Origin of the sequence: Microbacterium dauci, assembly GCF_030065535.1 — a bacterium.
Taxonomy (GTDB): domain Bacteria; phylum Actinomycetota; class Actinomycetes; order Actinomycetales; family Microbacteriaceae; genus Microbacterium; species Microbacterium dauci.
This window is the reverse complement of record NZ_JASJND010000002.1, coordinates 142811-164253: the sequence shown is the minus strand read 5'-3', so window position 1 is coordinate 164253 and position 21443 is coordinate 142811. Positions and strand designations below refer to the sequence as shown.

The 21443-nt window shown below is 69.5% G+C and carries 20 protein-coding genes and 2 tRNA genes; 12 read left to right on the top strand and 10 right to left on the bottom strand.

Annotated elements, in window-relative coordinates; translation table 11 throughout:
- Window positions 1–48 precede the first annotated feature (48 nt).
- From yczE to QNI14_RS04320, 7 genes are all read left to right on the top strand, one after another.
- The gene (gene yczE, locus QNI14_RS04350) at window positions 49–657 is read left to right on the top strand and encodes a membrane protein YczE (protein WP_283715106.1); all 609 of its coding nucleotides are present in this window, start codon (window positions 49–51) and stop codon (window positions 655–657) included.
- 44 nt (window positions 658–701) lie between these two features.
- Window positions 702–774 (top strand) — tRNA-Arg (locus QNI14_RS04345).
- A gap of 48 nt (window positions 775–822) precedes the next feature.
- On the top strand, window positions 823–1440 hold the full coding sequence (gene orn / locus QNI14_RS04340; RefSeq protein WP_283715105.1) for an oligoribonuclease: 618 nt from the start codon (window positions 823–825) through the stop codon (window positions 1438–1440).
- Window positions 1441–1474: 34 nt separating this feature from the next.
- Window positions 1475–1550: transfer RNA gene (locus QNI14_RS04335), tRNA-His, on the top strand.
- Window positions 1551–1575: 25 nt separating this feature from the next.
- Window positions 1576–1926, top strand: a complete 351-nt coding sequence (locus QNI14_RS04330) for a metallopeptidase family protein (protein WP_283715103.1) — start codon at window positions 1576–1578, stop codon at window positions 1924–1926.
- On the top strand, window positions 1926–2216 hold the full coding sequence (gene clpS, locus QNI14_RS04325) for an ATP-dependent Clp protease adapter ClpS (protein ID WP_283715101.1): 291 nt from the start codon (window positions 1926–1928) through the stop codon (window positions 2214–2216). The genes QNI14_RS04330 and clpS overlap by 1 nt, the downstream gene beginning before the upstream one ends.
- Before the next feature lie 8 nt (window positions 2217–2224).
- Window positions 2225–2668, top strand: a complete 444-nt coding sequence (locus tag QNI14_RS04320) for a DUF2017 family protein (protein WP_283715100.1) — start codon at window positions 2225–2227, stop codon at window positions 2666–2668.
- 7 nt (window positions 2669–2675) lie between these two features.
- Here QNI14_RS04320 and QNI14_RS04315 read toward each other — a convergent pair whose 3' ends face one another.
- The 6 genes from QNI14_RS04315 to gatC are packed head-to-tail and all read right to left on the bottom strand — an operon-like array spanning window position 2676 to window position 8216.
- Window positions 2676–3215 (bottom strand): nucleoside/nucleotide kinase family protein, encoded by a 540-nt coding sequence (locus tag QNI14_RS04315; protein ID WP_283715099.1) that lies wholly within the window; start codon window positions 3213–3215, stop codon window positions 2676–2678.
- 16 nt (window positions 3216–3231) lie between these two features.
- Window positions 3232–3555 (bottom strand): hypothetical protein, encoded by a 324-nt coding sequence (locus QNI14_RS04310; protein ID WP_283715097.1) that lies wholly within the window; start codon window positions 3553–3555, stop codon window positions 3232–3234.
- Window positions 3556–3590: 35 nt separating this feature from the next.
- On the bottom strand, window positions 3591–4847 hold the full coding sequence (locus QNI14_RS04305; protein ID WP_283715096.1) for a DNA polymerase IV: 1257 nt from the start codon (window positions 4845–4847) through the stop codon (window positions 3591–3593).
- Window positions 4848–4897: 50 nt separating this feature from the next.
- Window positions 4898–6409, bottom strand: a complete 1512-nt coding sequence (gatB, locus tag QNI14_RS04300) for an Asp-tRNA(Asn)/Glu-tRNA(Gln) amidotransferase subunit GatB (RefSeq protein ID WP_283715095.1) — start codon at window positions 6407–6409, stop codon at window positions 4898–4900.
- Complete coding sequence (gene gatA, locus QNI14_RS04295; RefSeq protein ID WP_283715093.1) at window positions 6409–7920, bottom strand: Asp-tRNA(Asn)/Glu-tRNA(Gln) amidotransferase subunit GatA; 1512 nt, start codon at window positions 7918–7920, stop codon at window positions 6409–6411. Before gatA ends, gatB begins: the two co-directional genes overlap by 1 nt.
- Window positions 7917–8216: an Asp-tRNA(Asn)/Glu-tRNA(Gln) amidotransferase subunit GatC gene (gene gatC, locus QNI14_RS04290; protein WP_184217507.1), complete on the bottom strand. Its 300-nt coding sequence runs from the start codon at window positions 8214–8216 to the stop codon at window positions 7917–7919. Before gatC ends, gatA begins: the two co-directional genes overlap by 4 nt.
- Window positions 8217–8272: 56 nt before the next feature.
- Here gatC and QNI14_RS04285 point away from each other — a divergent pair, with 56 nt between their 5' ends.
- The gene (locus QNI14_RS04285) at window positions 8273–9973 is read left to right on the top strand and encodes a long-chain-fatty-acid--CoA ligase (RefSeq protein WP_283715091.1); all 1701 of its coding nucleotides are present in this window, start codon (window positions 8273–8275) and stop codon (window positions 9971–9973) included.
- Between the two features lie 26 nt (window positions 9974–9999).
- On the opposite strand, the gene ligA is transcribed toward QNI14_RS04285, so the two are convergent.
- Together ligA and QNI14_RS04275 are read right to left on the bottom strand one after the other, a co-directional pair.
- Window positions 10000–12321, bottom strand: coding sequence for an NAD-dependent DNA ligase LigA (gene ligA / locus QNI14_RS04280; RefSeq protein ID WP_283715090.1), 2322 nt, complete (start codon window positions 12319–12321; stop codon window positions 10000–10002).
- Complete coding sequence (locus QNI14_RS04275; RefSeq protein ID WP_283715183.1) at window positions 12294–12626, bottom strand: hypothetical protein; 333 nt, start codon at window positions 12624–12626, stop codon at window positions 12294–12296. The genes ligA and QNI14_RS04275 overlap by 28 nt, the downstream gene beginning before the upstream one ends.
- Here QNI14_RS04275 and QNI14_RS04270 point away from each other — a divergent pair.
- Window positions 12529–12771, top strand: a complete 243-nt coding sequence (locus tag QNI14_RS04270; protein ID WP_283715088.1) for a DUF1731 domain-containing protein — start codon at window positions 12529–12531, stop codon at window positions 12769–12771. The two genes, QNI14_RS04275 and QNI14_RS04270, sit on opposite strands and share 98 nt — an antisense overlap.
- Here the strand turns inward: QNI14_RS04270 and mnmA are convergent.
- Together mnmA and QNI14_RS04260 are read right to left on the bottom strand one after the other, a co-directional pair.
- Window positions 12728–13825 carry a tRNA 2-thiouridine(34) synthase MnmA gene (gene mnmA, locus QNI14_RS04265; RefSeq protein WP_283715087.1) on the bottom strand — a complete coding sequence of 366 codons (1098 nt, stop codon included), beginning with the start codon at window positions 13823–13825 and terminating at the stop codon, window positions 12728–12730. The genes QNI14_RS04270 and mnmA overlap by 44 nt on opposite strands.
- Window positions 13826–13835: 10 nt before the next feature.
- Window positions 13836–15020, bottom strand: coding sequence for a cysteine desulfurase family protein (locus tag QNI14_RS04260; RefSeq protein WP_283715086.1), 1185 nt, complete (start codon window positions 15018–15020; stop codon window positions 13836–13838).
- A 52-nt stretch (window positions 15021–15072) separates the two neighbouring features.
- On the opposite strand from QNI14_RS04260, the gene glgX reads away from it, so the two are divergent.
- The 3 genes from glgX to glgB all read left to right on the top strand — a co-directional run bounded on the left by glgX (window position 15073) and on the right by glgB (window position 21440).
- Window positions 15073–17160: a glycogen debranching protein GlgX gene (gene glgX, locus QNI14_RS04255; RefSeq protein ID WP_283715084.1), complete on the top strand. Its 2088-nt coding sequence runs from the start codon at window positions 15073–15075 to the stop codon at window positions 17158–17160.
- Between the two features lie 66 nt (window positions 17161–17226).
- Complete coding sequence (locus QNI14_RS04250; RefSeq protein ID WP_283715083.1) at window positions 17227–19302, top strand: maltotransferase domain-containing protein; 2076 nt, start codon at window positions 17227–17229, stop codon at window positions 19300–19302.
- On the top strand, window positions 19299–21440 hold the full coding sequence (glgB, locus tag QNI14_RS04245) for a 1,4-alpha-glucan branching protein GlgB (protein WP_283715081.1): 2142 nt from the start codon (window positions 19299–19301) through the stop codon (window positions 21438–21440). The genes QNI14_RS04250 and glgB overlap by 4 nt, the downstream gene beginning before the upstream one ends.
- Window positions 21441–21443 lie beyond the last annotated feature (3 nt).

Here is a 21443-nt window from a genome sequence, read left to right as displayed (position 1 = left end):
GAGGATTGGACTGCTTCGGGGAGTCCAATCGTACGCTGAGATGGAACCATGCTCCTCCGATTGCTCCGCCTCGTCCTCGGTCTCGCGCTCTTCGGCGTCGGGTGTGCGGTCCTCGTGCAGGCCGGGATCGGCCTGGATCCTTGGACCGTGCTCGCCGAGGGCCTCACCGTGCAAACCGGGATCGGCATCGGATGGATCGTGGTCATCGTCGGCGCAGCCGTCCTCCTCCTGTGGGTCCCGCTGCGCCAGCGGCCCGGGATCGGCACGGTCGCGAACATCCTGCTCGTCGGCACCGTCATGCAGGCCGCACTCGCGGTCATCCCGACCGTGGACGGGTTCGGCTGGGGTGTGGTGGTGTACCTCTTCGGCATCGCGCTCATCGCACTGGCATCCGCCATGTACATCGGCACCGGGTTCGGACCGGGCCCGCGCGACGGGCTGATGACGGGCCTGCACGCACGTCTGGGCTGGCCGATCTGGGTGTGCCGCTTGCTCGTCGAGGGCACGGTGCTGTTCGCGGGATGGCTCCTTGGCGGGACCGTCGGACTCGGGACGGTGCTGTTCGCGGCGCTCATCGGGCCGGCGGTGCATGTGGCGATGGACCTCGCCACTCGCCGCGCACGCCCCGTCGCACGCTCGCCGATCACTGCGCACTGAGAGGCTGCGTCGCCGGTCCGCGGTACCCTGGGCAGAAAGTCCTTCCCTCCATAGCTCAGTGGACAGAGCGAGCGGTTTCTACCCGCCAGGTCGGGGGTTCGAATCCTCCTGGAGGGACTCTCGGTCCTCGGCGACGCCACGGACCGCATCGGGGAGGAGCCGAGGATGGCAGCGGAGAACGATCGACTCGTCTGGATCGACTGCGAGATGACGGGACTCGATCTCAGCGTCGACGAGCTCGTCGAGGTTGCGGTCGTGATCACCGACTTCGAGCTCAATGTGCTCGACCCCGGCTTCCAGATCGTCATCAAGCCGGACGACTCGGCGATGGCGAACATGAACGACTTCGTGACCAAGATGCACGTCGCGTCCGGCCTCATCGACGAGATCCCCCACGGCGTGAGCCTCGCCGACGCCGAGTTCCAGGTGCTCGAGTACATCCAGCGCTTCGTCCCCGAAGGCAAGGCACCGTTGGCCGGCAACACGATCGGCACCGACCGGATGTTCCTTGCGCGCTACATGCCGCTCGTCGACCGCTGGCTGCACTACCGGAACGTCGATGTCTCGAGCGTCAAGGAACTCGCTCGACGTTGGTACCCCCGCGCGTACTTCAACGCGCCGGCGAAGGACGGCGGCCACCGCGCGCTCGCCGACATCCGTGAGAGTATCCGCGAGCTCGCCTACTACCGCGAGACCGTCTTCGTGCCGGCGCCCGGTCCGACCTCCGACGATGCGCGCAACGCCGCGGCAGCCACGGTGTCGTCGTTCGCTGCCGGGTTGTAATACACTTGGGGGGTTGCCCGGAAGCGGGCACATGGTGGGTATAGCTCAGTTGGTAGAGCACCTGGTTGTGGTCCAGGGGGTCGCGGGTTCAAGTCCCGTTACTCACCCCAGTTCTTCCCCGCGTGAGGCGTGGTCATGATCGAGATGGATGCCACCTCGTTCGAGGACCTCGTCTCGGAAGAGATCGATCGACTCCCCCAGCAGATGCTGGCGGGGCTCGACAACGTCGTGTTCGTGGTCGAGGACCGTCCTGAGGACGGCAGCCTCGATCTGCTCGGCCTCTATGACGGTCTCGCGCTCACTGAGCGCGACCGCTACGGCCTCGGTGAGCTGCCTGATCGGATCATCGTCTACCGCGAGCCGCACCTCGACGCGTGCGCCGACGTCGACGAACTCCGCGACGAGGTGCACACGACGCTCGTCCACGAGATCGCGCACTTCTACGGGATCGACGACGCCCGCCTGCACGAACTGGGGTGGGCGTGATGTCGACCGTCCTTCCCGATGAAGATCTCGTCGTCGATCTGTCGGCCGCGTCGTCGCGTCCCTGGCAGACCGTCGTCTGGAACGATCCGGTCAACCTGATGAGCTACGTCGTCCATGTCTTCCGGGAGTACTTCGGCTACTCCGTCGAGCGGGCGAACCGGCTGATGCTCGCCGTCCACCACGACGGTCATGCGATCGTCGCTGAGGGGGCGCGCGAGCAGATGGAGCTCCACGCGCAGGCCATGCACGACTACGGGCTCTGGGCCACCGTCCGGGAGGCCGACGCATGAGTCGGTCGGTGACGATCGAGTTCGTCCCGATCGAAGCGACGCATCTGCTCGACCTGCTCGAACAGTTCGAGCGCATCCTCGTCGGCGACGCGGCATCCGATCCGGCCGTCCGTCGCCTCGTGCCCGACGCGTACCGTGACGATGAAGAAGCGGCTCGAGAGTTCCGGCGCCTTACCGAGGGCGATCTCCTCGCCCGACGACGCAGCGAGCTCGGCATCGTGCGCGATGGGCTGCGCGCGGCCTTCGATGGCCGAGATGCAGAGACGGTCGTCGTCGAGCTGGATGCCGCGGGTGTCCAGGCGTGGCTCCGGACCCTCGCCGCGCTACGGCTCGTCATCGCGGAGCGACTCGGCGTCGTCGACGACACCCCGCCGAACCCGGCTGACGCCCGGACCGACGTGTACGAGTGGCTCGGCTACCGGCTCGACCGACTCGTGGCCTCGCTCGGCTGAACCGCCACTACGGCAGCGCGACGACGAGGTCCGCGAGCCCCACGGGGTCGTCCGCGACGAGATGCGTCTCCTCTTGCGCGGCCCATCGCTCCCAGTGCGGGCGGTACGTCTCGCCGTCACGCCCGAGCGCGCGGTCGCGGCGTTGTGCGGCAGGTGCCTCCAGCCACACGCGGATGTCCGCGATCGCCGCGACGTCGGGCGTCAGCAGGCCCGAGCCCTCCGCAATGACGAGGTCCGCGTGCGGCAACGCGCGCCGGGCGCCGGGCGCATCCCGTGCCCAGTCCCAAGTCGTCCACTCCCCCGGGCGCCCATCCCGCACGGCGCGGAGCACCGCGAGCGCGGCATCGGCTCCCGCCGCGAGTCCATCCCAACCCGGATAGACGTCGTCGAGGCCGAGCACCGCCGCAGGGACGGGTGCTGACGCGAGGAGACGAGCCGCGAGTGTCGTCTTCCCCGCACCCGAACGCCCGTCGATCACGACGATCACAGGTCGGCGCGACACACGCCCGATCGCGTCGAGGATCTCTGCTGCCGCGCCGTCGAGCACCGCGGCAAGACTGGAATCAGCGCTTGAGGGCACGGATGATGCGGCTGAGCGCCTTGCCGGCCACCCAGACGAACGGCACGCCGACGGCCAGCAGCGACACCAGGTTCGGCTCGAACCGCACGCCGTCGCCGATGCGAATGTACGCGCCGATCGGGATCACGACGCCACCACCGCCTCCGCCGGCACCGCCGCTGTTCGGGTCTTCACCACCGCCGAATCCGGACCAGGCCAGAGCGACCGGGATGATGCGCACGCCGTCGAGGTCCTGCTGCTCGCCGTAGACCGTCGTCGCACCGAGCGACGCGAACTGCTTGCCGAGTTCGAGAGGGAGGTTCGCCATGCGCCTACGCTAGTCGGTTCGTCGTGGGCGCGCAGTCAATCCCGCGGTGCGCGGGGGTTCGTCGGGAGGGCGTTGACATCGCGACGCGGCCCGAGCGTGCTGGCGCGCGTGACCGCCCCACCCCCGAACCGCGAGCGGGCGTCGTCGAGCGCGGCATCCACTCGCCGCCAATCGGCGTCGTCGTCCCACAGCGCGAGCCCGCCGACGCCCCCGCCCGTCAGCTTCTCGGCGCGCACGCCGATCAGCCGAATCGGTTGGGTCAGTTCGAGCTTGCCGAACATCTCGAGCGCAACGTCGCCGATGCGCTGCCCGACGTCGGTGGGTTCGGGCACGCTCATCGACCGAGAGAGGGTCGTGAAGTCGGCGTACCGCACCTTGATCGCGATCGTGCGGGACTCGAAGCCCCCGTCGCGCAGTCGGGATGCGACCCGGTCGGCGAGCCGGCGGAACTCGCTGCGGAGGGTCGCCGTGTCCCACACATCCTCGAGGAACGTCTCTTCGTGGCCGATGCTCTTCTCAGTGTGCTCGGTCTGCACCTCACGGGGGTCGATCCCGCGCGCGAGGTGCCAGATGCGCGCGCCCATTGCGGCGCCGAGCGCCCGATCGAGCACGCTGCGCGGCGTCTGCAAGACATCGGACACCATCCGGATACCGCGCGCCTGCAGCGCCTCGGCCGCCTTGGGCCCCACACCCCACAGCGCGCCGACGGGACGTGCGGCAAGGAAGGCCCGCGTCTCAGGCTCGCTCACGATGAGCAGGCCGTCGGGTTTGGACACGGTCGACGCGATCTTCGCGACGTGCTTGGTGGCGGCGACGCCGATGCTGCACGTGAGCCCCGTATCCTCGAGCACACGGGCGCGCACCATGCGCGCGATCTGCCCGGGACTCCCCCACAGTCGCCGCGCGCCGCTGACGTCGAGGAACGCCTCGTCGATCGAGAGCGGTTCGACGAGCGGTGTGACATCGCGGAAGATCGCCATCACCTGCTTCGACAGCGCCGAGTAGCGCTCGAAGTGGGGGACGACGACGACGGCGTGCGGGCAGAGCTGCAACGCCTTGCCGACCGACATCGCCGAGCGGACCCCGAAGCGACGGGCTTCGTAGGATGCACTCGAGACGACGCCGCGGCCCTCCATGCCGCCGACGATCAGCGGCTTGCCGGCGAGCGACGGATCGTCGAGCACCTCGACCGACGCATAGAACGCGTCCATGTCGACGTGCAGGATCCGCGTGCCGGTGTCGTCGGCGCCCTCCGGCGAGACGATGCGCCCCGTGCCGTCACCGCGTCCCATGCGACCATTCTCCGGGATGCCGCCGACATCGCGGCATCCCGGATCGGTTGCTACTGGCCGGCGCGCTCCAGGATGAGCTCGCGCACGCGCGCGGCATCCGCTTGGCCCTTCATCGCCTTCATGACGGCGCCGATGACAGCACCGGCGGCCTGGACCTTGCCGTCCTGGATCTTCACGAGCACGTCGGGCTGGGCGGCGAGGGCCTCGTCGATCGCGGCGATCAGCGCACCGTCGTCCGACACGACCGCGAGTCCGCGTGCGTCGACGACCTGCTGCGGGGTGCCCTCACCGGCGATGACGCCCTCGAGCACCTGACGCGCGAGCTTGTCGGTCAGGGTCCCCGCATCGACGAGCTGCTGGAGCTCGGCGACCTGCGCGGGCGTGACGAGCGCCGCCGGCTCCGCACCCTGTGCGTTCGCGACACGGGTGATCTCGCCCGTCCACCACTTGCGAGCGGATGCCGGCGACGCACCGGCCGCAATCGTCGCCTCGACCTCGGCGAGCAGGCCGCCGTTGGCGACATCCTGGAACTCGAGGTCGGTGAAGCCCCACTCCGCCTTGAGGCGGCGGCGGTACACCGCGGGAGCCTCGGGGAGCGCCGCGCGGAGCTGCTCGATGAACTCCTCCGACGGCTCGACGGGCAGGAGGTCGGGCTCCGGGAAGTACCGGTAGTCGTCGGCATCCGACTTGGGACGCCCGGGCGACGTGCGGCCCGTGTCCTCGTGCCAGTGGCGGGTCTCCTGCGTGACCGTGCCGCCGGCGGCGAGGATCGCGGCCTGGCGCTGGATCTCGTACCGCACCGCACGCTCGACTGAACGCATCGAGTTGACGTTCTTCGTTTCGGTGCGGGTGCCGAGCTTCTCCTGGCCGCGCGGGCGCAGCGAGACGTTCGCATCGCAGCGAAGGTTGCCCCGCTCCATGCGCGCCTCGGAGATGCCGAGCGAGCGGACGATGTCGCGGATCGCCGCGACGTACGCCTTCGCGACCTCGGGTGCGCGGTGCTCGGTGCCGAAGATCGGCTTCGTCACGATCTCGACGAGCGGGACGCCGGCGCGGTTGTAGTCGACGAGCGAGTACTCGGCACCCTGGATGCGACCGGTCGAGCCCATGTGGGTGAGTTTGCCGGCGTCCTCCTCCATGTGCGCGCGCTCGATCGGAATCTGGACGACGTCGCCGCCCTCCAGCTCGATCTCGACGCTGCCCTCGAAGGCGATCGGCTCGTCGTACTGCGAGATCTGATAGTTCTTGCCGAGGTCCGGGTAGAAGTAGTTCTTCCGGGCGAACCGGCTCGACGGTGCGATCGAGCAACCGAGTGCGAGACCCAGGCTGATCGAGTAGCGGACGGCGGTCTCGTTGACGACCGGCAGCGAACCGGGGAGACCCATGTCGACCGGTGCGACGAGCGTGTTCGGCGCGGCGTCGTGGTTCGCCTCGTTCGCCGGGTTGCCCGCGGGCGAGAACATCTTGGTCTCGGTGTTGAGCTCGACGTGGACCTCGAAGCCGAGCACGGGCTCGAACTGCTCGAGCGCCGCATCGAAGTCCATCAGCGCGTCCTTGGCCATCAGCGGGCTCCTCCGAGGATCGGGGCGCGGTCCAGGATCGGACCGCCCCAGCTGTCGACGAGCAGCGCTTCGAGCGCGGCCCCGACGCGGTACAGGCGGGCGTCCTCTCGTGCCGGGGCGACGAATTGGATGCCGACCGGGAGCCCGTCCTCTTCGGCGAGACCCGACGGGATCGAGATGCCGGGGACGCCGGCGAGGTTCACCGGGATGGTCGTCACGTCGTTGAGGTACATCTGCAGCGGATCGTCGAGCTGCTCGCCCAGGCGGAACGCGGTCGTCGGCGCGGACGGCGTCGCGATGACGTCGACCTGCGCGAACGCCTCGTCGAAGTCGCGCTGGATGAGCGTGCGGACCTTCTGCGCGCTGCCGTAGTACGCGTCGTAATAGCCCGCCGACAGCGCGTAGGTGCCGAGGATGATGCGTCGCTTCACCTCTTCGCCGAACCCGGCGTCGCGGGTTGCGGCCATGACGTCCTCGACGGTGCCGCCGGGCACGTCGACGCGCATGCCGAAGCGGACCGAGTCGAACTTCGCGAGGTTGCTCGACGCCTCGGCGGGGAGGATCAGGTAATAGGCGGCGACACCGTACTCGAAGTGGGGTGCGCTGACCTCGACGATCTCGGCCCCTGCCGCCTCGAGCTTCGCGAGCGACGCGCGGAACGAGTCGGAGACGCCGCGCTGGAAGCCGCGGTCGTCGAGTTCGCGGATGACGCCGACCTTGAGGCCCTTGAGCACCTCGCCGGTCGCGCCCTCGCGGGCGGCGGCGGCGAACGACGGCCACTGGTCGGCGAGTGACGTGGCGTCGTGCGGGTCGTGTCCGCCGATGACGTCGTGGAGCAGCGCCGAGTCGAGCACGGTCCGCGAGACGGGGCCGACCTGGTCGAGGCTCGACGCCAGCGCGATCGCGCCGTAGCGGCTCACGCCGCCGTACGTGGGCTTCATGCCGACCGTGCCGGTGACGTGCGCGGGCTGGCGGATCGACCCACCCGTGTCGGAACCGAGTGCGATGGGCGCTTCGAACGCGGCGACGGCAGCGGCCGAACCGCCGCCGGAGCCGCCGGGGATGCGGTCGAGATCCCACGGGTTCCGGGTCGGCCCGTATGCCGAGTGTTCGGTGGACGAACCCATCGCGAACTCGTCCATGTTGGTCTTGCCGAGCGGGACGAGGCCGGCGGCACGCGAACGCGCGACAACCGTCGCGTCGTAGGGCGACATGTAGCCCTCGAGGATCTTCGATCCGCTCGTGGAGGGCATGTCTGTCGTGACGAGGACGTCCTTAATCGCGAGCGGGACGCCGGCGAGTTCGCCGAGCTCCTCACCCGCGGCGCGGCGGCGGTCGATGTCGGCGGCGACCTCGACGGCACGGTCCGACACATGGAGGAACGCGTGCACGTCGCCGTCGACGGCGGCGATCCGGTCGAGGTGGGCCTGCGTGGCCTCGACGCTCGACAGCTCGCCGGAACGGAGCTTCGCCGAGAGGTCGGCGGCGGTCAGCTTGAGGATGTCGCTCACTGCTCCTCCCCCAGGATCGCGGTCACGCGGAAGCGGCCATCGGCGGCATCCGGCGCATTCTGGAGCACCTCGTCCACGGTGAGCATGTCACCGGGGACGTCGGGACGGAAGACGTTCCGGAGCGGGATCGGGTGGCTCGTCGCGGCGACCTCGGGGGTGGCGACCTCCGAGACCTTCGCGATGTTGTCGACGATGGCGTCCAGCTGGCCGGTGAGGCGCTGCACCTCGTCGTCACTCAGCTGGATCCGGGCGAGCACGCCGAGATGGCGAACGAGATCGGGGGTGATTTCTGACACTCCCCCAGTCTAGTTCGGGCAGCACGTGCGCCCGGAGACGGCCGTAGGCTGGCGGGGTGACTACGACGTACGACCCGCCCCGTCCGTGGATCGCCAGCTACGCGGACGGCGTCCCCGACGACCTCGACGCCATCGACGGCTCGCTGGTCGACATCGTCTCGCGTTCGGCGGCCGATCATCCGACGGCGCCGGCGCTGGAGTTCTTCGGGCGCACGATCGACTACGGGACGCTGCAGGCGCAGGTCGAGCGGGCCGCGGGATACCTGCGCGAGGCGGGTGTGCGCCGGGGCGACAGGGTCGCACTCATCCTGCCCAACTGCCCGCAGCACATCGTCGCCTTCTACGCCGTGCTGCGTCTGGGTGCCGTCGTCATCGAGCACAACCCGCTCTACACGCCGCGCGAGATGCGCAAGCAGTTCGAGGACCACGGGGCGAAGGTGGCCATCGTCTGGAGCAAGCTCGTCGAGTCGCTCCTCGAGTTCCCGGGAGATCTCGCCCTGCGGACGATCGTCGCGGTCGATGTGACCACCGCCATGCCGTGGCGACTGCGCGTCGCCCTCCGGCTGCCGGTAGCAAAAGCCCGCGCCTCGCGGGAGGCCCTCCACTCGCCGATCCCGAGGGCCCGCGTCCGTGGAACCTGGAACGATGCGGTGTCCCACGCCGCGCTCCCGGCATCCCACCCGGGCCCCGACACCGACGACCTGGCGCTGATCCAGTACACCAGTGGCACCACCGGCAACCCGAAGGGCGCCGCCCTCACGCATCGGAACCTCCTCGCGAACGCGGCCCAGGCCCGCGCGTGGGTGCCGACCATCACCCGCGGAGAGGGGTGCGTGGTCTACGCCGTGCTGCCGATGTTCCACGCGTACGGACTGACGCTCTGCCTGACCTTCGCGATGTCGATGGGCGCGCGCCTCGTCCTGTTTCCGCGGTTCGATCCCGACCTCGTGCTCGCCGCGCACAAGCGGCATCCTGCCACCTTCCTCCCGCTTGTGCCCCCGATCGCGGAGCGCCTCCTGGCTGCAGCTCGTGACCAGGGCGTGTCGCTGGCGGGAACCGAGGTCGCGATCTCGGGTGCGATGGCGCTTCCCCACGAACTGGTGGTGCCGTTCGAGGCCGAGTCCGGCGGGTTCCTCGTGGAGGGCTACGGGCTCTCGGAGTGCTCGCCGGTCCTCATGGCGAACCCCGTGGCGGACAATCGCGTACCGGGGACGGTCGGTCTGCCGCTGCCCGGAACGGAATGCCGGGTGGTGGATCCCGACGACCCGACCGTCGATGTCGCCCCCGGTGAGCGTGGCGAACTGCTCGTCCGCGGACCGCAGGTGTTCTCCGGCTACTACGGAAAGCCCGAGGAGACGGAGAAGGTGTTCGTCGACGGCTGGTTCCGGACGGGCGACATCGTAACGATCGACGACGCGGGGTTCGTCCGCATCGTCGACCGCATCAAGGAGCTCATCATCACGGGCGGCTTCAACGTCGCCCCGACGGAGGTCGAGATCGCGCTCCGTCAGCACCCGAGCATCGCGGATGCCGCGGTGGTGGGTCTTCCCAGCGTGCGCTCCGGCGAGGACGTCGTGGCCGCGGTGGTCGTGAACCCGGGGGCGAGCTTCGACGAGGTGGCCGTGCGGGAGTTCGTCCGCGGCATCCTCACGCCGTACAAGGTGCCGCGGCGGCTCGTCGTCGTCGAGGAGCTCCCGAAGTCGCTCATCGGGAAGGTGCTGCGCAAGCAGGTCCGGGAGCAGCTGCTCGCCGACTGAGCCGGCGTGGAGACCGCTGGCGCCGGTCAGGCCTCCGGCGCGGGTCCGAGGGCGTCCGGTCCCTGCTCGACGAGCACGCGGAATTGCGTGGCGTCGATGATCCGCACGCCCAACTGCTCCGCCTTGGCCAGCTTCGAGCCCGCACCGGGACCGGCCGCGACGAAATCGGTCTTCTTCGAGACCGAGGATGCCGCCTTCCCGCCCGCAGCGAGGATCGCCTCCTGCGCGCCCTCGCGGGTGTAGCCCTCGAGGGTTCCGGTCGCGACGACGGTGACGCCCTCGAGCACGCCCCCCTCGACGAGCGCCGCACCCGGCCCCGGGTGCCCGGGAGTCGCGAGCTGCGCGCCCGCGGTCTCCCAGCGGTCGACGATCTCGCGGTGCCAGTCGACGGCGAACCAGTCGATGAGCGAGTCGGCGATGATGCCACCGACGCCCTCGACGGCGGCCAGCTCGTCGCGGGAGGCGGCGCGGATGTCGCGGAGCGACCCGAACCACTGCGCGAGCGCACGTGCCGCGACGGGGCCGACGTGTCGGATGCTGAGCGCGACCAGGAAGCGCCAGAGCTCTTTTGTCTTCGCCTTCTCAAGTTCCTCGATGAGCGTGAGCGCCTGTGCCGACGGCTGCGGGCCGGTGAGGCCGTCCTTCTTCTCGGCAGCGGAGGGGTTCCGTCGGAACGGCGCTCGACGCACGACGTCCCCGCTCTCCTCGTCGATCTTCGGGGCGCCTGTCTCTCCGTCTCGGACGACGACCTCGATCGGGACAAGATCGTCGAGGGTGAGCTCGAAGAGGCCCGCTTCGGTGGGCAGCGCTGGTGTGGTCGGCGCGAACGGCTGCGTCAGCGCTGCGGCCGTCACCTCGCCAAGCGCCTCGATGTCGAGCGCGCCACGAGATCCGATGTGCTCGACGCGGCCGCGCACCTGCGCGGGACATGCGCGCGTGTTCGGGCACCGGAGGTCGATGTCGCCTTCCTTCGAGGGTGCGAGCAGCGCGCCGCACTCGGGGCACTCGGTCGGCATCACGAAAGCGCGCTCGGTGCCGTCGCGGAGCTCGGCGACAGGACCGAGCACCTCGGGGATCACGTCGCCCGCCTTGCGGAGCATGATCATGTCGCCGATCAGCACGCCCTTGGCCTTCACGACGTCCTGGTTGTGGAGGGTCGCCTGCCGGACGACGCTGCCGGCGACGTGTGCCGGCTCCATGAGCGCATAGGGCGTCGCACGACCGGTGCGTCCGACCGACACGATGATGTCGACGAGCCTCGTCTGGACTTCTTCGGGCGGGTATTTGTACGCGATCGCCCACCGTGGTGCGCGGCTCGTCATACCGAGTTCGTCGTGCAGGGCGAGTTCGTCGATCTTGACGACGATGCCGTCGAGCTCGTGCGCCACAGAGTGCCGCTTGTCGCCGTACTCGCTCACGAAACCGACGACGCCATCGACATCGTCGAACGTCCGCGGATACGGACTCACTGGGAGGCCCCATTCGGCGAGCAGCCCATAGACCTCGCTCTGCGATGCGACCGGTGGATCGGGCCAGGCGCCGATGCCGTGCACGAACATCCGGAGCGACGCGAGCCGCGCCTCCCCCGCCTCGAGCTCGAGGCCGGACTTCTTGTCGAGCTGCTGCCGCAGGCCGCCGCTCGCAGCGTTGCGTGGGTTCGCGAAGGCGGGGAACCGCCGCGCGGCACTCTTCTGCGCCTTCTCCTCGTCGTAGCGCGGGCGGGCCGCGGCATCCGACACCACACGCTCGCGAAGGCGAGCCTGCAGCGCGTTGAGCTCCTCGAACTCGGCGACCGGGATGAAGACCTCGCCTCGGACCTCGACCAGAGCCGGGTGCCCCGTCCCGTCCAGCCGGGCCGGGATGCCGGCGACCCGGACGGCGTTCACCGTCACGTCCTCGCCGATCCGGCCGTCGCCGCGCGTTGCGGCAGAGGTGAGCACGCCATGCTCATACCGGAGTGAGATCGCGAGCCCGTCGATCTTCAACTCGGTGAGCCAGCGGACATCGCGGCCCGCCGAGGCCTGCGCCTTCGCACACCACTCGCGGAGCTCGTCCTCGGAGAACACGTTGTCGAGGCTCAGCATCCGCTCCGCGTGGGTGACGGGCGCGAGCATCGACGACTCCGCCGCGCCGACTGTCTGCGTCGGCGAGTCCTGGCCTTGCAGCTCTGGGTGCGCCCGCTCGAGTGCCTCGAGCTCGTGAATCCAGCCGTCGTACGTCTGGTCGTCGACGAGTCCGGTGTCGCCGCCGTAGTACGCGTCGCGTGCACCGAGGATCTGCTCGGTGAGTGCGGCGGCGCGCTCGCGCGCATCGTCGAGGGTCAGGTCGGGGAGTTCTCCGTGAGCCACATCGACAGTGTAGGTACGGGATCCGACGCTGCGACGCCGGTGGCGGTGTCGGGCGCGATCCGGTACGTGACGGCGCCCGAGTACCGAAACACCTCACCCAGGACCGGCATCCGCACGCGGACATCGACACGCTGCCCACTGGGAACCTCGCCGTCGTCGGCCAGTTCATCGACGGTGACGCGTGCGAGCCGCGTCGAGCTGAGGGGCATGCCGCCATCGACGACATGGGGCCGGAGTTCCAGTTCGAGGGCCCCGTCCACGCCGAGGCGCTCGTTGCTGCGCACCGAGCCGGAGCTCGTCCTCAAGAGTCGGTGGGTACTCCCGGAGCGCCTCACCGGGGCCGGCTACCGGTTCCAGCGCACCGATCTCGAGGCAGCGCTCCGCGACGTGGCAGCGACCACGAGGGTCAGGCGTCGACGAGAACGGCAGACACGGTCGACGCGATCGTGAACTGACCGATCACCCGCGTGCCGTCGTAGAGCACCGCGGTCTGGCCGGGCGCGACGCCGTCGAACGGTTCGTCGGGCACGACCCGCAGCTCGCCGTCCGTGAACGTCGCCTGCGCGGGAACCGGCTCGGCGTGGGCGCGGATCTGCACGTGGCAGGCGAAGGACGCGGCATCCGGTGCACGCCCGGCCCAGCTCATCCGGTCGCCGGCGATCTCCGCGGTCGCAAGCGCCTCCTTCGGCCCCACGACGACGGTGTTGTTGATCGGGCGGACCTCCAGCACGAAGCGGGGCTTCCCGTCGGCTGCGGGCACGCCAAGCTGCAGGCCACGCCGCTGCCCGACGGTGAACGCGTGCGCACCCTCGTGGCGGCCGACGACCGCGCCGTCCCGGTCGAGGATGTCGCCCTGTTCGGCCCCGACCTTCTCGGCGAGCCAGCCGCGGGTGTCGCCGTCGGGGATGAAGCAGATGTCGTGGCTATCGGGCTTCTGCGCGACGGTCAGGCCGCGCTCGGCGGCCTCAGCGCGCACGACCGCCTTCGATGGGGTCGTGCCGAGCGGGAAGTAGGTGTGTGCGAGCTGTTCAGCGGTGAGGACGCCGAGCACGTAGGACTGATCCTTGGCCTCGTCCGAGGCGCGGTGCAGCTCACGACCGGTCTCGGTGTCGATGAGCGTCGCGTAGTGCCCGGTGCACACCGCGTCGAAACCGAGCTCGAGCGCGCGCTCGAGGAGTGCTGCGAACTTGATCTTCTCGTTGCAGCGCATACAGGGGTTCGGCGTACGACCCGCGCGGTATTCGTCGATGAAATCCGCGATCACGTCTTCGCGGAAGCGCTCCGAGAAGTCCCAGACGTAGAACGGGATGCCGAGAAGGTCGGCGGCGCGGCGGGCGTCCATTGCATCCTCGATGGTGCAGCACCCGCGGCTCCCGGTACGGAGCGTGCCACCGGCGCGCGAGAGCGCGAGGTGCACGCCGACGACGTCGTGGCCGGCATCGACCGCACGGGCCGCCGCCACTGCGGAATCGACCCCACCGCTCATCGCCGCCAGTACTCGCATGCGGTCAAGTCTACGAGCGGGCGGCTCCACGGGCGCTGGATGCCACGGCCCGCGCGTACGCGTCGGGCAGCGCCTCGAGCAGCCGGTCGACGTCGGCGCCGGTGGTCGTCCGCCCGAGCGTGATCCGGAGGACCGAACGCGCATCCCGCTCATCACGCCCGAGGGCGAGCACGACGTGCGAGGGTTCGGTGACCCCGGCCTGGCACGCGGACCCGGTCGAAACGTGCACGTGGCGCTGGTCGAGCAGGAACAGGAGCGTCTCCCCCAGCGCGCCGGGGAAGAGGACGTGTACGTGCCCGGGCAGCCGGTCGTGCTCGGCACCGAGGAACGCGGCATCCGGAACGGCCGAGCGGATGCCGCGGCGCAGGCGCTCGGCGAGGGCGGTCAGTCTCGGCGTCTCGACGTCGCGGTCGCTCGCGCTGCGCTCCAGTGCGATCGCGAGCGCCGCGGCCCCCGCGACGTCCTGTGTGCCGGAGCGAAGCCCGCGCTGTTGTCCGCCACCGTGGAGCAGTGCTTCGAGCTTCGCGAGTCGCGAAACGACAAGGGCACCGGTGCCGACCGGCGCACCGACCTTGTGCCCGGAGATGCTGAGCGCGACGAGACCGGTCGGGGCGCGGTGCCCGCCGCGGAGTGCTGCGAAGTCGATCGGCAGGTGGGCGACTGCACCGACGGCATCGAGGTGCAGCGGGACGTTGGCATCGGTCGCGGCCGAAGCGAGGTCCGCCACGGGGTTGATCGTGCCGACCTCGTTGTTCGCGAAGAGGGCGGTGGCGAGTGCGGCATCCGGCAGCGTCCGCCGGAAGGCATCGACGTCGATGCGTCCATCGGGGAGGAGCGCGACGGAGCGGACCTCCGCACGCTGCGTCTTCGCGAGCCACGCGACGGTGTCGAGCGACGCGTGGTGTTCGCCGTCGGGCAGCACGATGGTGTTGCGACCCACGGCGCGAGCGTGCCACAGGCCCTGGATCGCGAGGTTCACCGACTCGGTGCCACCCGAGGTGAAGACGACTTCAATCGGATCGCAACCGAGCGTCGCGGCGATGCGTTCACGCGAGTCCTCGAGGAGCCTCCGCAACGCCTGCCCGGCACCGTGCACCGAGGAGGCGTTCCCGACCAACTCGGATGCCGCGACCCACGCATCCCGCGCCTCCGGCCGCAGCGGGGTCGACGCCGCGTGGTCGAGGTACGTCGCCATGGCGTGGTCCCTCCGTGCGAGTGCCGATGTCGTCGTCACTACTGTAGATCGCATGGATTCCGTGCAGACCGGACCGCTGCTGGCACCCGCGACCGAGCTCCACTCCCCCGCGTTCGACGACCTCGGCGTGCGGCTGCACGATCACGGCGGCACGCTCCGCGTCTGGTCGGCGCACGCCAGCGCCGTGGAGCTCGTGATCTTCGACGAGAGCGATCTCGACTGGATCACGGACGTCATCCCACTCGAAGCGGTCGGCGGTGGCGTGTGGTCGGTCACGACCCCCGCCCTCACCGTCGGCGCGCACTACGCCGTCCGTGTGGACGGCCCGCACGGTGCGGGCATGACGTTCAACCCGGCGACCCTCCTGATCGACCCGTACGCGCGCGGGCTCGCAATGCCGGGACTGGGTTCCTGGCGGTCGGCCGTCGTCGACGAGGGCTTCGACTGGGGTGGCGTCGTGAAGCCGGCGACACCATTGGATCGGACCGTGATCTACGAAGCGCACGTGAAGGGCCTCACGAAGCGGCATCCGGACGTGCCCGCCGCACTGCATGGGACGTACGCCGGTCTGGCGCACCCGGCGATGATCGACCATTTCCACCGGCTCGGGGTGACGGCGGTCGAGCTCCTCCCGGTGCACGCGTTCACGAGCGAGCCGCGGCTCCTGCAGCTGGGCCTCACCAACTACTGGGGGTACAACTCGGTCGCGTTCTTCGCGCCGCACGCCGCGTACGCGACCGCCGCTGCGCAGGCCGAGGGTGCGAGTGCGGTGCTGCGCGAGGTGAAGGGCATGGTCAAACTCCTCCACGCGGCAGGCATCGAGGTGATCCTCGACGTCGTCTACAACCACACGTCCGAGCAGGGGCTCGGTGAGCCGCGCTCGAGCTTCCGGGGGCTCGACAATCGCGCCTATTACCGGCAGCACGACGACGGCACATACATCGATGTCACCGGATGCGGAAACTCCGTCAACACCGCGGTGGCCGGGCCCGCCAGGCTCGTGCTGGACTCGCTCCGCTACTGGGCGAACGAGGTGCAGATCGACGGCTTCCGGTTCGACCTCGCCCCGACACTCGGACGCGATGCGACGCACAGCTACTCCCCCGAGCATCCACTCATCCGCGCGATCGTCGATGACCCTGCGCTCGCAGGCGTGAAGATGATCGCCGAGCCCTGGGATGTCGGCATGGGCGGCTGGCAGACGGGGAACTTCGGCGACGGGTGGAGCGAATGGAACGACCGGTACCGCGACCGGGTGCGCAACTTCTGGCTGAGTGACATCGACTACGCCCGCCGCGCAGAGACCACGCCGGTCGGAATCGGCGGTTTCGCGACGCGGCTCGCCGGTTCGGCGAACACGTTCTCGGCGGAGCGCGGTCCGCTCGCCAGCGTGAACTTCGTCACCGCACACGACGGCTTCACGCTCCGTGATCTCGTCTCGTACGACGTCAAGCACAATCTGGGCAACGGCGAGAATGGCCGCGACGGCGCGGACACGAACCGCTCGTTCAATCACGGCGCCGAGGGCCGGACGGAAGACGAGCGGATCCTCGCGACGCGCCGGAAGGCGATGCGGAACCTGCTCGGGACGCTGTTGCTATCGGCCGGAGTCCCGATGCTCACTGCGGGCGACGAGTTCGCCCGAACCCAGCGCGGGAACAACAACGCGTACTGCCATGACTCCTCGTTGACCTGGATGTCGTGGCAGCACGAGGACTGGCAAGAGAACCTGTTCGCGCACGTCGCCGAGCTGACGCGCCTGCGCCGCGACAATCCTGCGCTCCGGCCCGTCCGCTTCGCGCACGCGGAACGCGAGGTTCCGAGCGCGTCGGTCATCGACTGGTACGACGAGCACGGCGACACGATGTCGATCGAGCGGTGGACGGATGCCTCGCATCGCACCCTCCAGTACGTCGCGCAGTCCACCCCGGAGCACGAGGCCCCCAATCGGATCCTGCTCATCGTGCACGGCCGGGAGCAGCCGATCGACGTCGTGCTGCCCGCGCTTGAGGGTGTGTCACGGTACGAGTCGCTCTGGTCGAGTGCGGACGAGCGACCCGGCGGCGTCGCGCCAGACTTCGCACCCGGCGCGGTGGTCGCGATGCCGGGCACCTCAATGCGGCTGTTCCGCGCGACCTGACTGTCGCGCCCGGCGAAGGAAGTCAAGCGGTTCCCGAGGTCGGGGGGCGCCCGGTAGGTTCGGAACGTGGCTCCCACGACGCAGAACCAGACCGTCCGCAGCACCGCCGAAATCCCCCTCCGGGCGGCAACCTCGACGAGGAAGGATCCCGCCACGCGGAATGCGCGGCTGCCGATCGGCTCGCACCGACCGAGCGTCCCAGGCGGGAGGTTCGCGCCGTCTGCGGTAGTCGGAGAAGCCGTCCCCTTCACGGTCACCGCCTTCCGCGAGGGCCACGACCGCATCGGCGTGCACCTCCGACTCACGTCACCGAGCGGCGTCTCGACGCTGCACCGGCTCCGCCCACTGCACGACGGCTATGACCAGTGGACGGTGTCGGTCGCACCGCTCGAGCAGGGCACCTGGACGTTCCGGTTCGAGACCTTCGCAGACGATTTCGCGACCTGGCAGCACGCTGCCGAGTTGAAGATCGCTGCGGGTGTCGATGCGCCACTCATGCGCGAGATCGGTGCGCAGCTGTTCACGACGGCTGCGGCAGAGAAGGATCGACCGACCTCGGAGAAGACTTCACTCAAGGCCGCCGCCAAAGCACTCCGGGACGCTGCCGTCGACGACGCAGCGGCCCTCATCATCGTGCGCGATCCTCATCTCGCCGACGCGTTCGCTCACCGGCCGGTGGCGTCCCTCGTCTCCGTCCACGACGAACAGGCGCTCCTCGTCGAGCGGGAACGCGCCGGCGTCGGCGCCTGGTACGAGTTCTTCCCCCGCTCCGAGGGTGCGGTCCGCCTACCGGACGGCACCGTGCAGAGCGGGACGTTCCGTACCGCAGCCGACCGGCTGCCCGCCGTCGCGGACATGGGCTTCGAGGTCGTGTACCTCCCGCCGATCCACCCGATCGGCGAGGTGAACCGGAAGGGCCCCAACAACACGCTGACGACCGTTCCGGGCGACCCCGGCTCGCCGTGGGCCATCGGATCGTCCGCGGGTGGGCACGACGCCGTGCACCCCGACTTGGGGACCCTCGAGGACTTCCGCGCGTTCGTCGCCGCAGCATCGGACGTGGGACTCGAGGTCGCGCTCGACCTCGCGCTCCAGGCGGCACCGGATCACCCGTGGGTGACGGCGCATCCGGAGTGGTTCACGACGCTCCCCGACGGGTCGATCGCGTACGCCGAGAACCCGCCGAAGAAGTACCAGGACATCTACCCGATCAACTTCGACAACGACCCCGAGGGGATCCGCGCCGAGGTGCTCCGCATCGTCCGGCACTGGATCGCCCAGGGCGTGCAGATCTTCCGCGTCGACAACCCGCACACCAAGCCCCTGCAGTTCTGGGAGTGGCTGATCGCAACCGTCAACGCTGAGGCTCCCGACGTGGTATTCCTCGCCGAGGCCTTCACCCGTCCCGCGCCGCTGCAGGCCCTCGCGCAGGGCGGCTTCCAGCAGAGCTACTCCTACTTCACGTGGCGGAACACGAAGGCGGAACTCGAGGAGTTCCTCGGCTGGATCAGCCACGACACGGCCGACTTCATGCGCCCGAACCTCTTCGTGAACACGCCGGACATCCTCACGGAGTACCTGCAGTTCGGTGGGCGGCCCGGGTACAAGGTGCGCGCCGCGGTCGCGGCGACCGCGGGGGCGAGCTACGGCGTCTACGCCGGCTACGAGCTGTTCGAGAACGTCGCCCGGCCGGGGTCCGAAGAGAACATCGACAACGAGAAGTACGAGTACAAGTTCCGCGACTGGGCCGGCGCCGAGGCATCCGGAGACTCCCTCGCTCCGTACTTGCGGCGCCTCAACGAGATCCGTCGGGCGCATCCCGCACTCCGACAGCTTCGTGCCTTCACGGCGCAGGCGACGGATGACGACGCCATCTTGGCGTACGTGAAGCACCTGGATGCCGCGCTCTCGCCCACCGGGCAAGCGGACACGATCATCGTGGTCGCGAACGTCGACCCGCACTCGGCACGCGAAACGACGGTGCACATCGACTCTTCGCTGTGGGGACTCCCCCGTGGACAGGCGTACGAGGTCGAGGACCTCATCACGGGTGCCGTGTGGACCTGGGGCGAGCACAACTACGTCCGACTCGACGCGTTCCATGAACCGGTCCATATCCTCGCCGTGAGGACGCAGGCATGAGCGCCGTCGACTCCAGCACCCTGTCTGCCGTCGCCGCGGGGTCGTTCCACGCGCCGCACGACGTGCTGGGCCCGCACGAGGTCGACGGAACATGGGTCATCCGCGCGCGACGTCCGCTCGCATCGTCGGTCACCGCTGTCGCCGCAGACGGTACCGAGACGGCGCTCGCACACGTGCACGACGGGATCTGGGAAGGCACCGCCGCGCGACAGCCCGCGGCGTACGACCTCGTGACGGTCTACGGTGATGGCACGCCGCACCGGATCGACGACCCGTACCGGCACCTCCCGACGCTCGGTGAGGTCGACCTCCACCTGATCCGCGAGGGCAGGCACGAGCAGCTGTGGACCGTGCTCGGATCGCACGTCCGGCACTACGACGGTGGCGTGGGCGGCGTGTCGTTCGCCGTGTGGGCGCCGAACGCGCGCGCGGTGCGCGTCATCGGCGACCTGAACGGCTGGGACGGCGCGCAGCACGCGATGCGATCACTCGGCTCGAGCGGCGTATGGGAGCTGTTCGTCCCAGGACTCGCGGCCGGCTCCACGTACAAATACGAGATCCTCACGGCCGACGGTCGTTGGATCGAGAAGGCCGACCCGATGGCGCGCCAGGCGGAAGTGCCTCCCGCCACGGCATCCGTCGTCACCGAGAGCGCCTACACGTGGTCCGACGACGAGTGGATCACTGCCCGCGGCACCCGCACGGTCCACGATGCCCCCATGTCGACCTACGAGCTGCACCTCGGCTCGTGGCGTGAGGGTCTCGGCTACGTCGAAGCCGCCGACGCGCTCGTCGATTACGTCGGCGACATGGGCTTCACCCACGTCGAGTTCCTCCCGTTGGCCGAGCACCCGTTCGGCGGCTCGTGGGGCTACCAGGTGAGCGGATACTACGCGCCGACGAGCCGGTTCGGCTCGCCCGACGAGCTCCGCTTCCTCATCGACCGGCTGCACCAGGCCGGCATCGGCGTGATCATGGACTGGGTCCCCGGCCACTTCCCCAAGGACGCCTTTGCGCTGGCACGATTCGACGGAGCGCCGCTGTACGAGCACCCCGATCCCCGCCGCGGCGAGCACAAGGACTGGGGCACCTACATCTTCGATTACGGCCGGAACGAGGTGCGGAACTTCCTCGTTGCGAACGCCCTGTACTGGTTCGAGGAGTTCCACGTCGACGGACTGCGCGTCGACGCCGTCGCGTCGATGCTCTACCTCGACTACTCCCGCGAGCACGGCGAATGGGAGCCCAACCAGTACGGCGGGCGCGAGAACCTCGAAGCGATCCGCTTCCTCCAGGAGGTCAATGCGACCGCCTACAAGCGCTATCCGGGCGTCGCGATGATCGCCGAGGAGTCGACCAGCTTCCCCGGCGTCACCGCGCCGACGAGCGACGGCGGACTCGGCTTCGGCTTCAAATGGAACATGGGCTGGATGAACGACTCGCTCGTCTACATCGGTCGTGATCCGCTCTACCGCTCCCACCATGAGGGAGAGCTCTCGTTCTCGTTCGTCTACGCCTTCAGCGAGAACTTCGTCCTTCCCATCAGCCATGACGAGGTCGTTCACGGCAAGGGGACGCTGTTCACCCGGATGCCGGGCGACCACTGGCAGCAGCTGGCAAACGTCCGCGCCTTCCTCGCCTACATGTGGGGTCACCCGGGCAAGCAGCTGCTGTTCATGGGACAGGAGTTCGGGCAGATGTCCGAATGGTCCGAGGCGCGTCAGCTCGACTGGTGGCTCCTCGATCAGCCCGCCCACGCGGGACTCCAGCACTTCGTGCGATCGCTCAACGGCGTGTACCGCGACGAGGCGCCGCTGTGGTCGCGTGACAGCGACGGCGCCGCATTCTCAAGGGTGTACCCGCACGCCCCGAACACGAACATCCTCGGGTTCGCCCGCCGCGACCACCACGGTGGCACGGTCGTGGTGCTGTGCAACTTCTCGGGCGCGCCGATCCACGACGTGGACCTGACGCTCCCGGGCGCCGGTCACTGGGAAGAGATCCTCAACAGCGACGCGCAGGAGTTCGGCGGCTCGGGCGTCGGGAACTTCGGCGGTGTCGGCACCGACGCGAACGGGAACACCCGGCTCGTGCTGCCACCGCTGGGCGTCCTCTGGCTCCGGCACCGCGCCGGCTGAGCC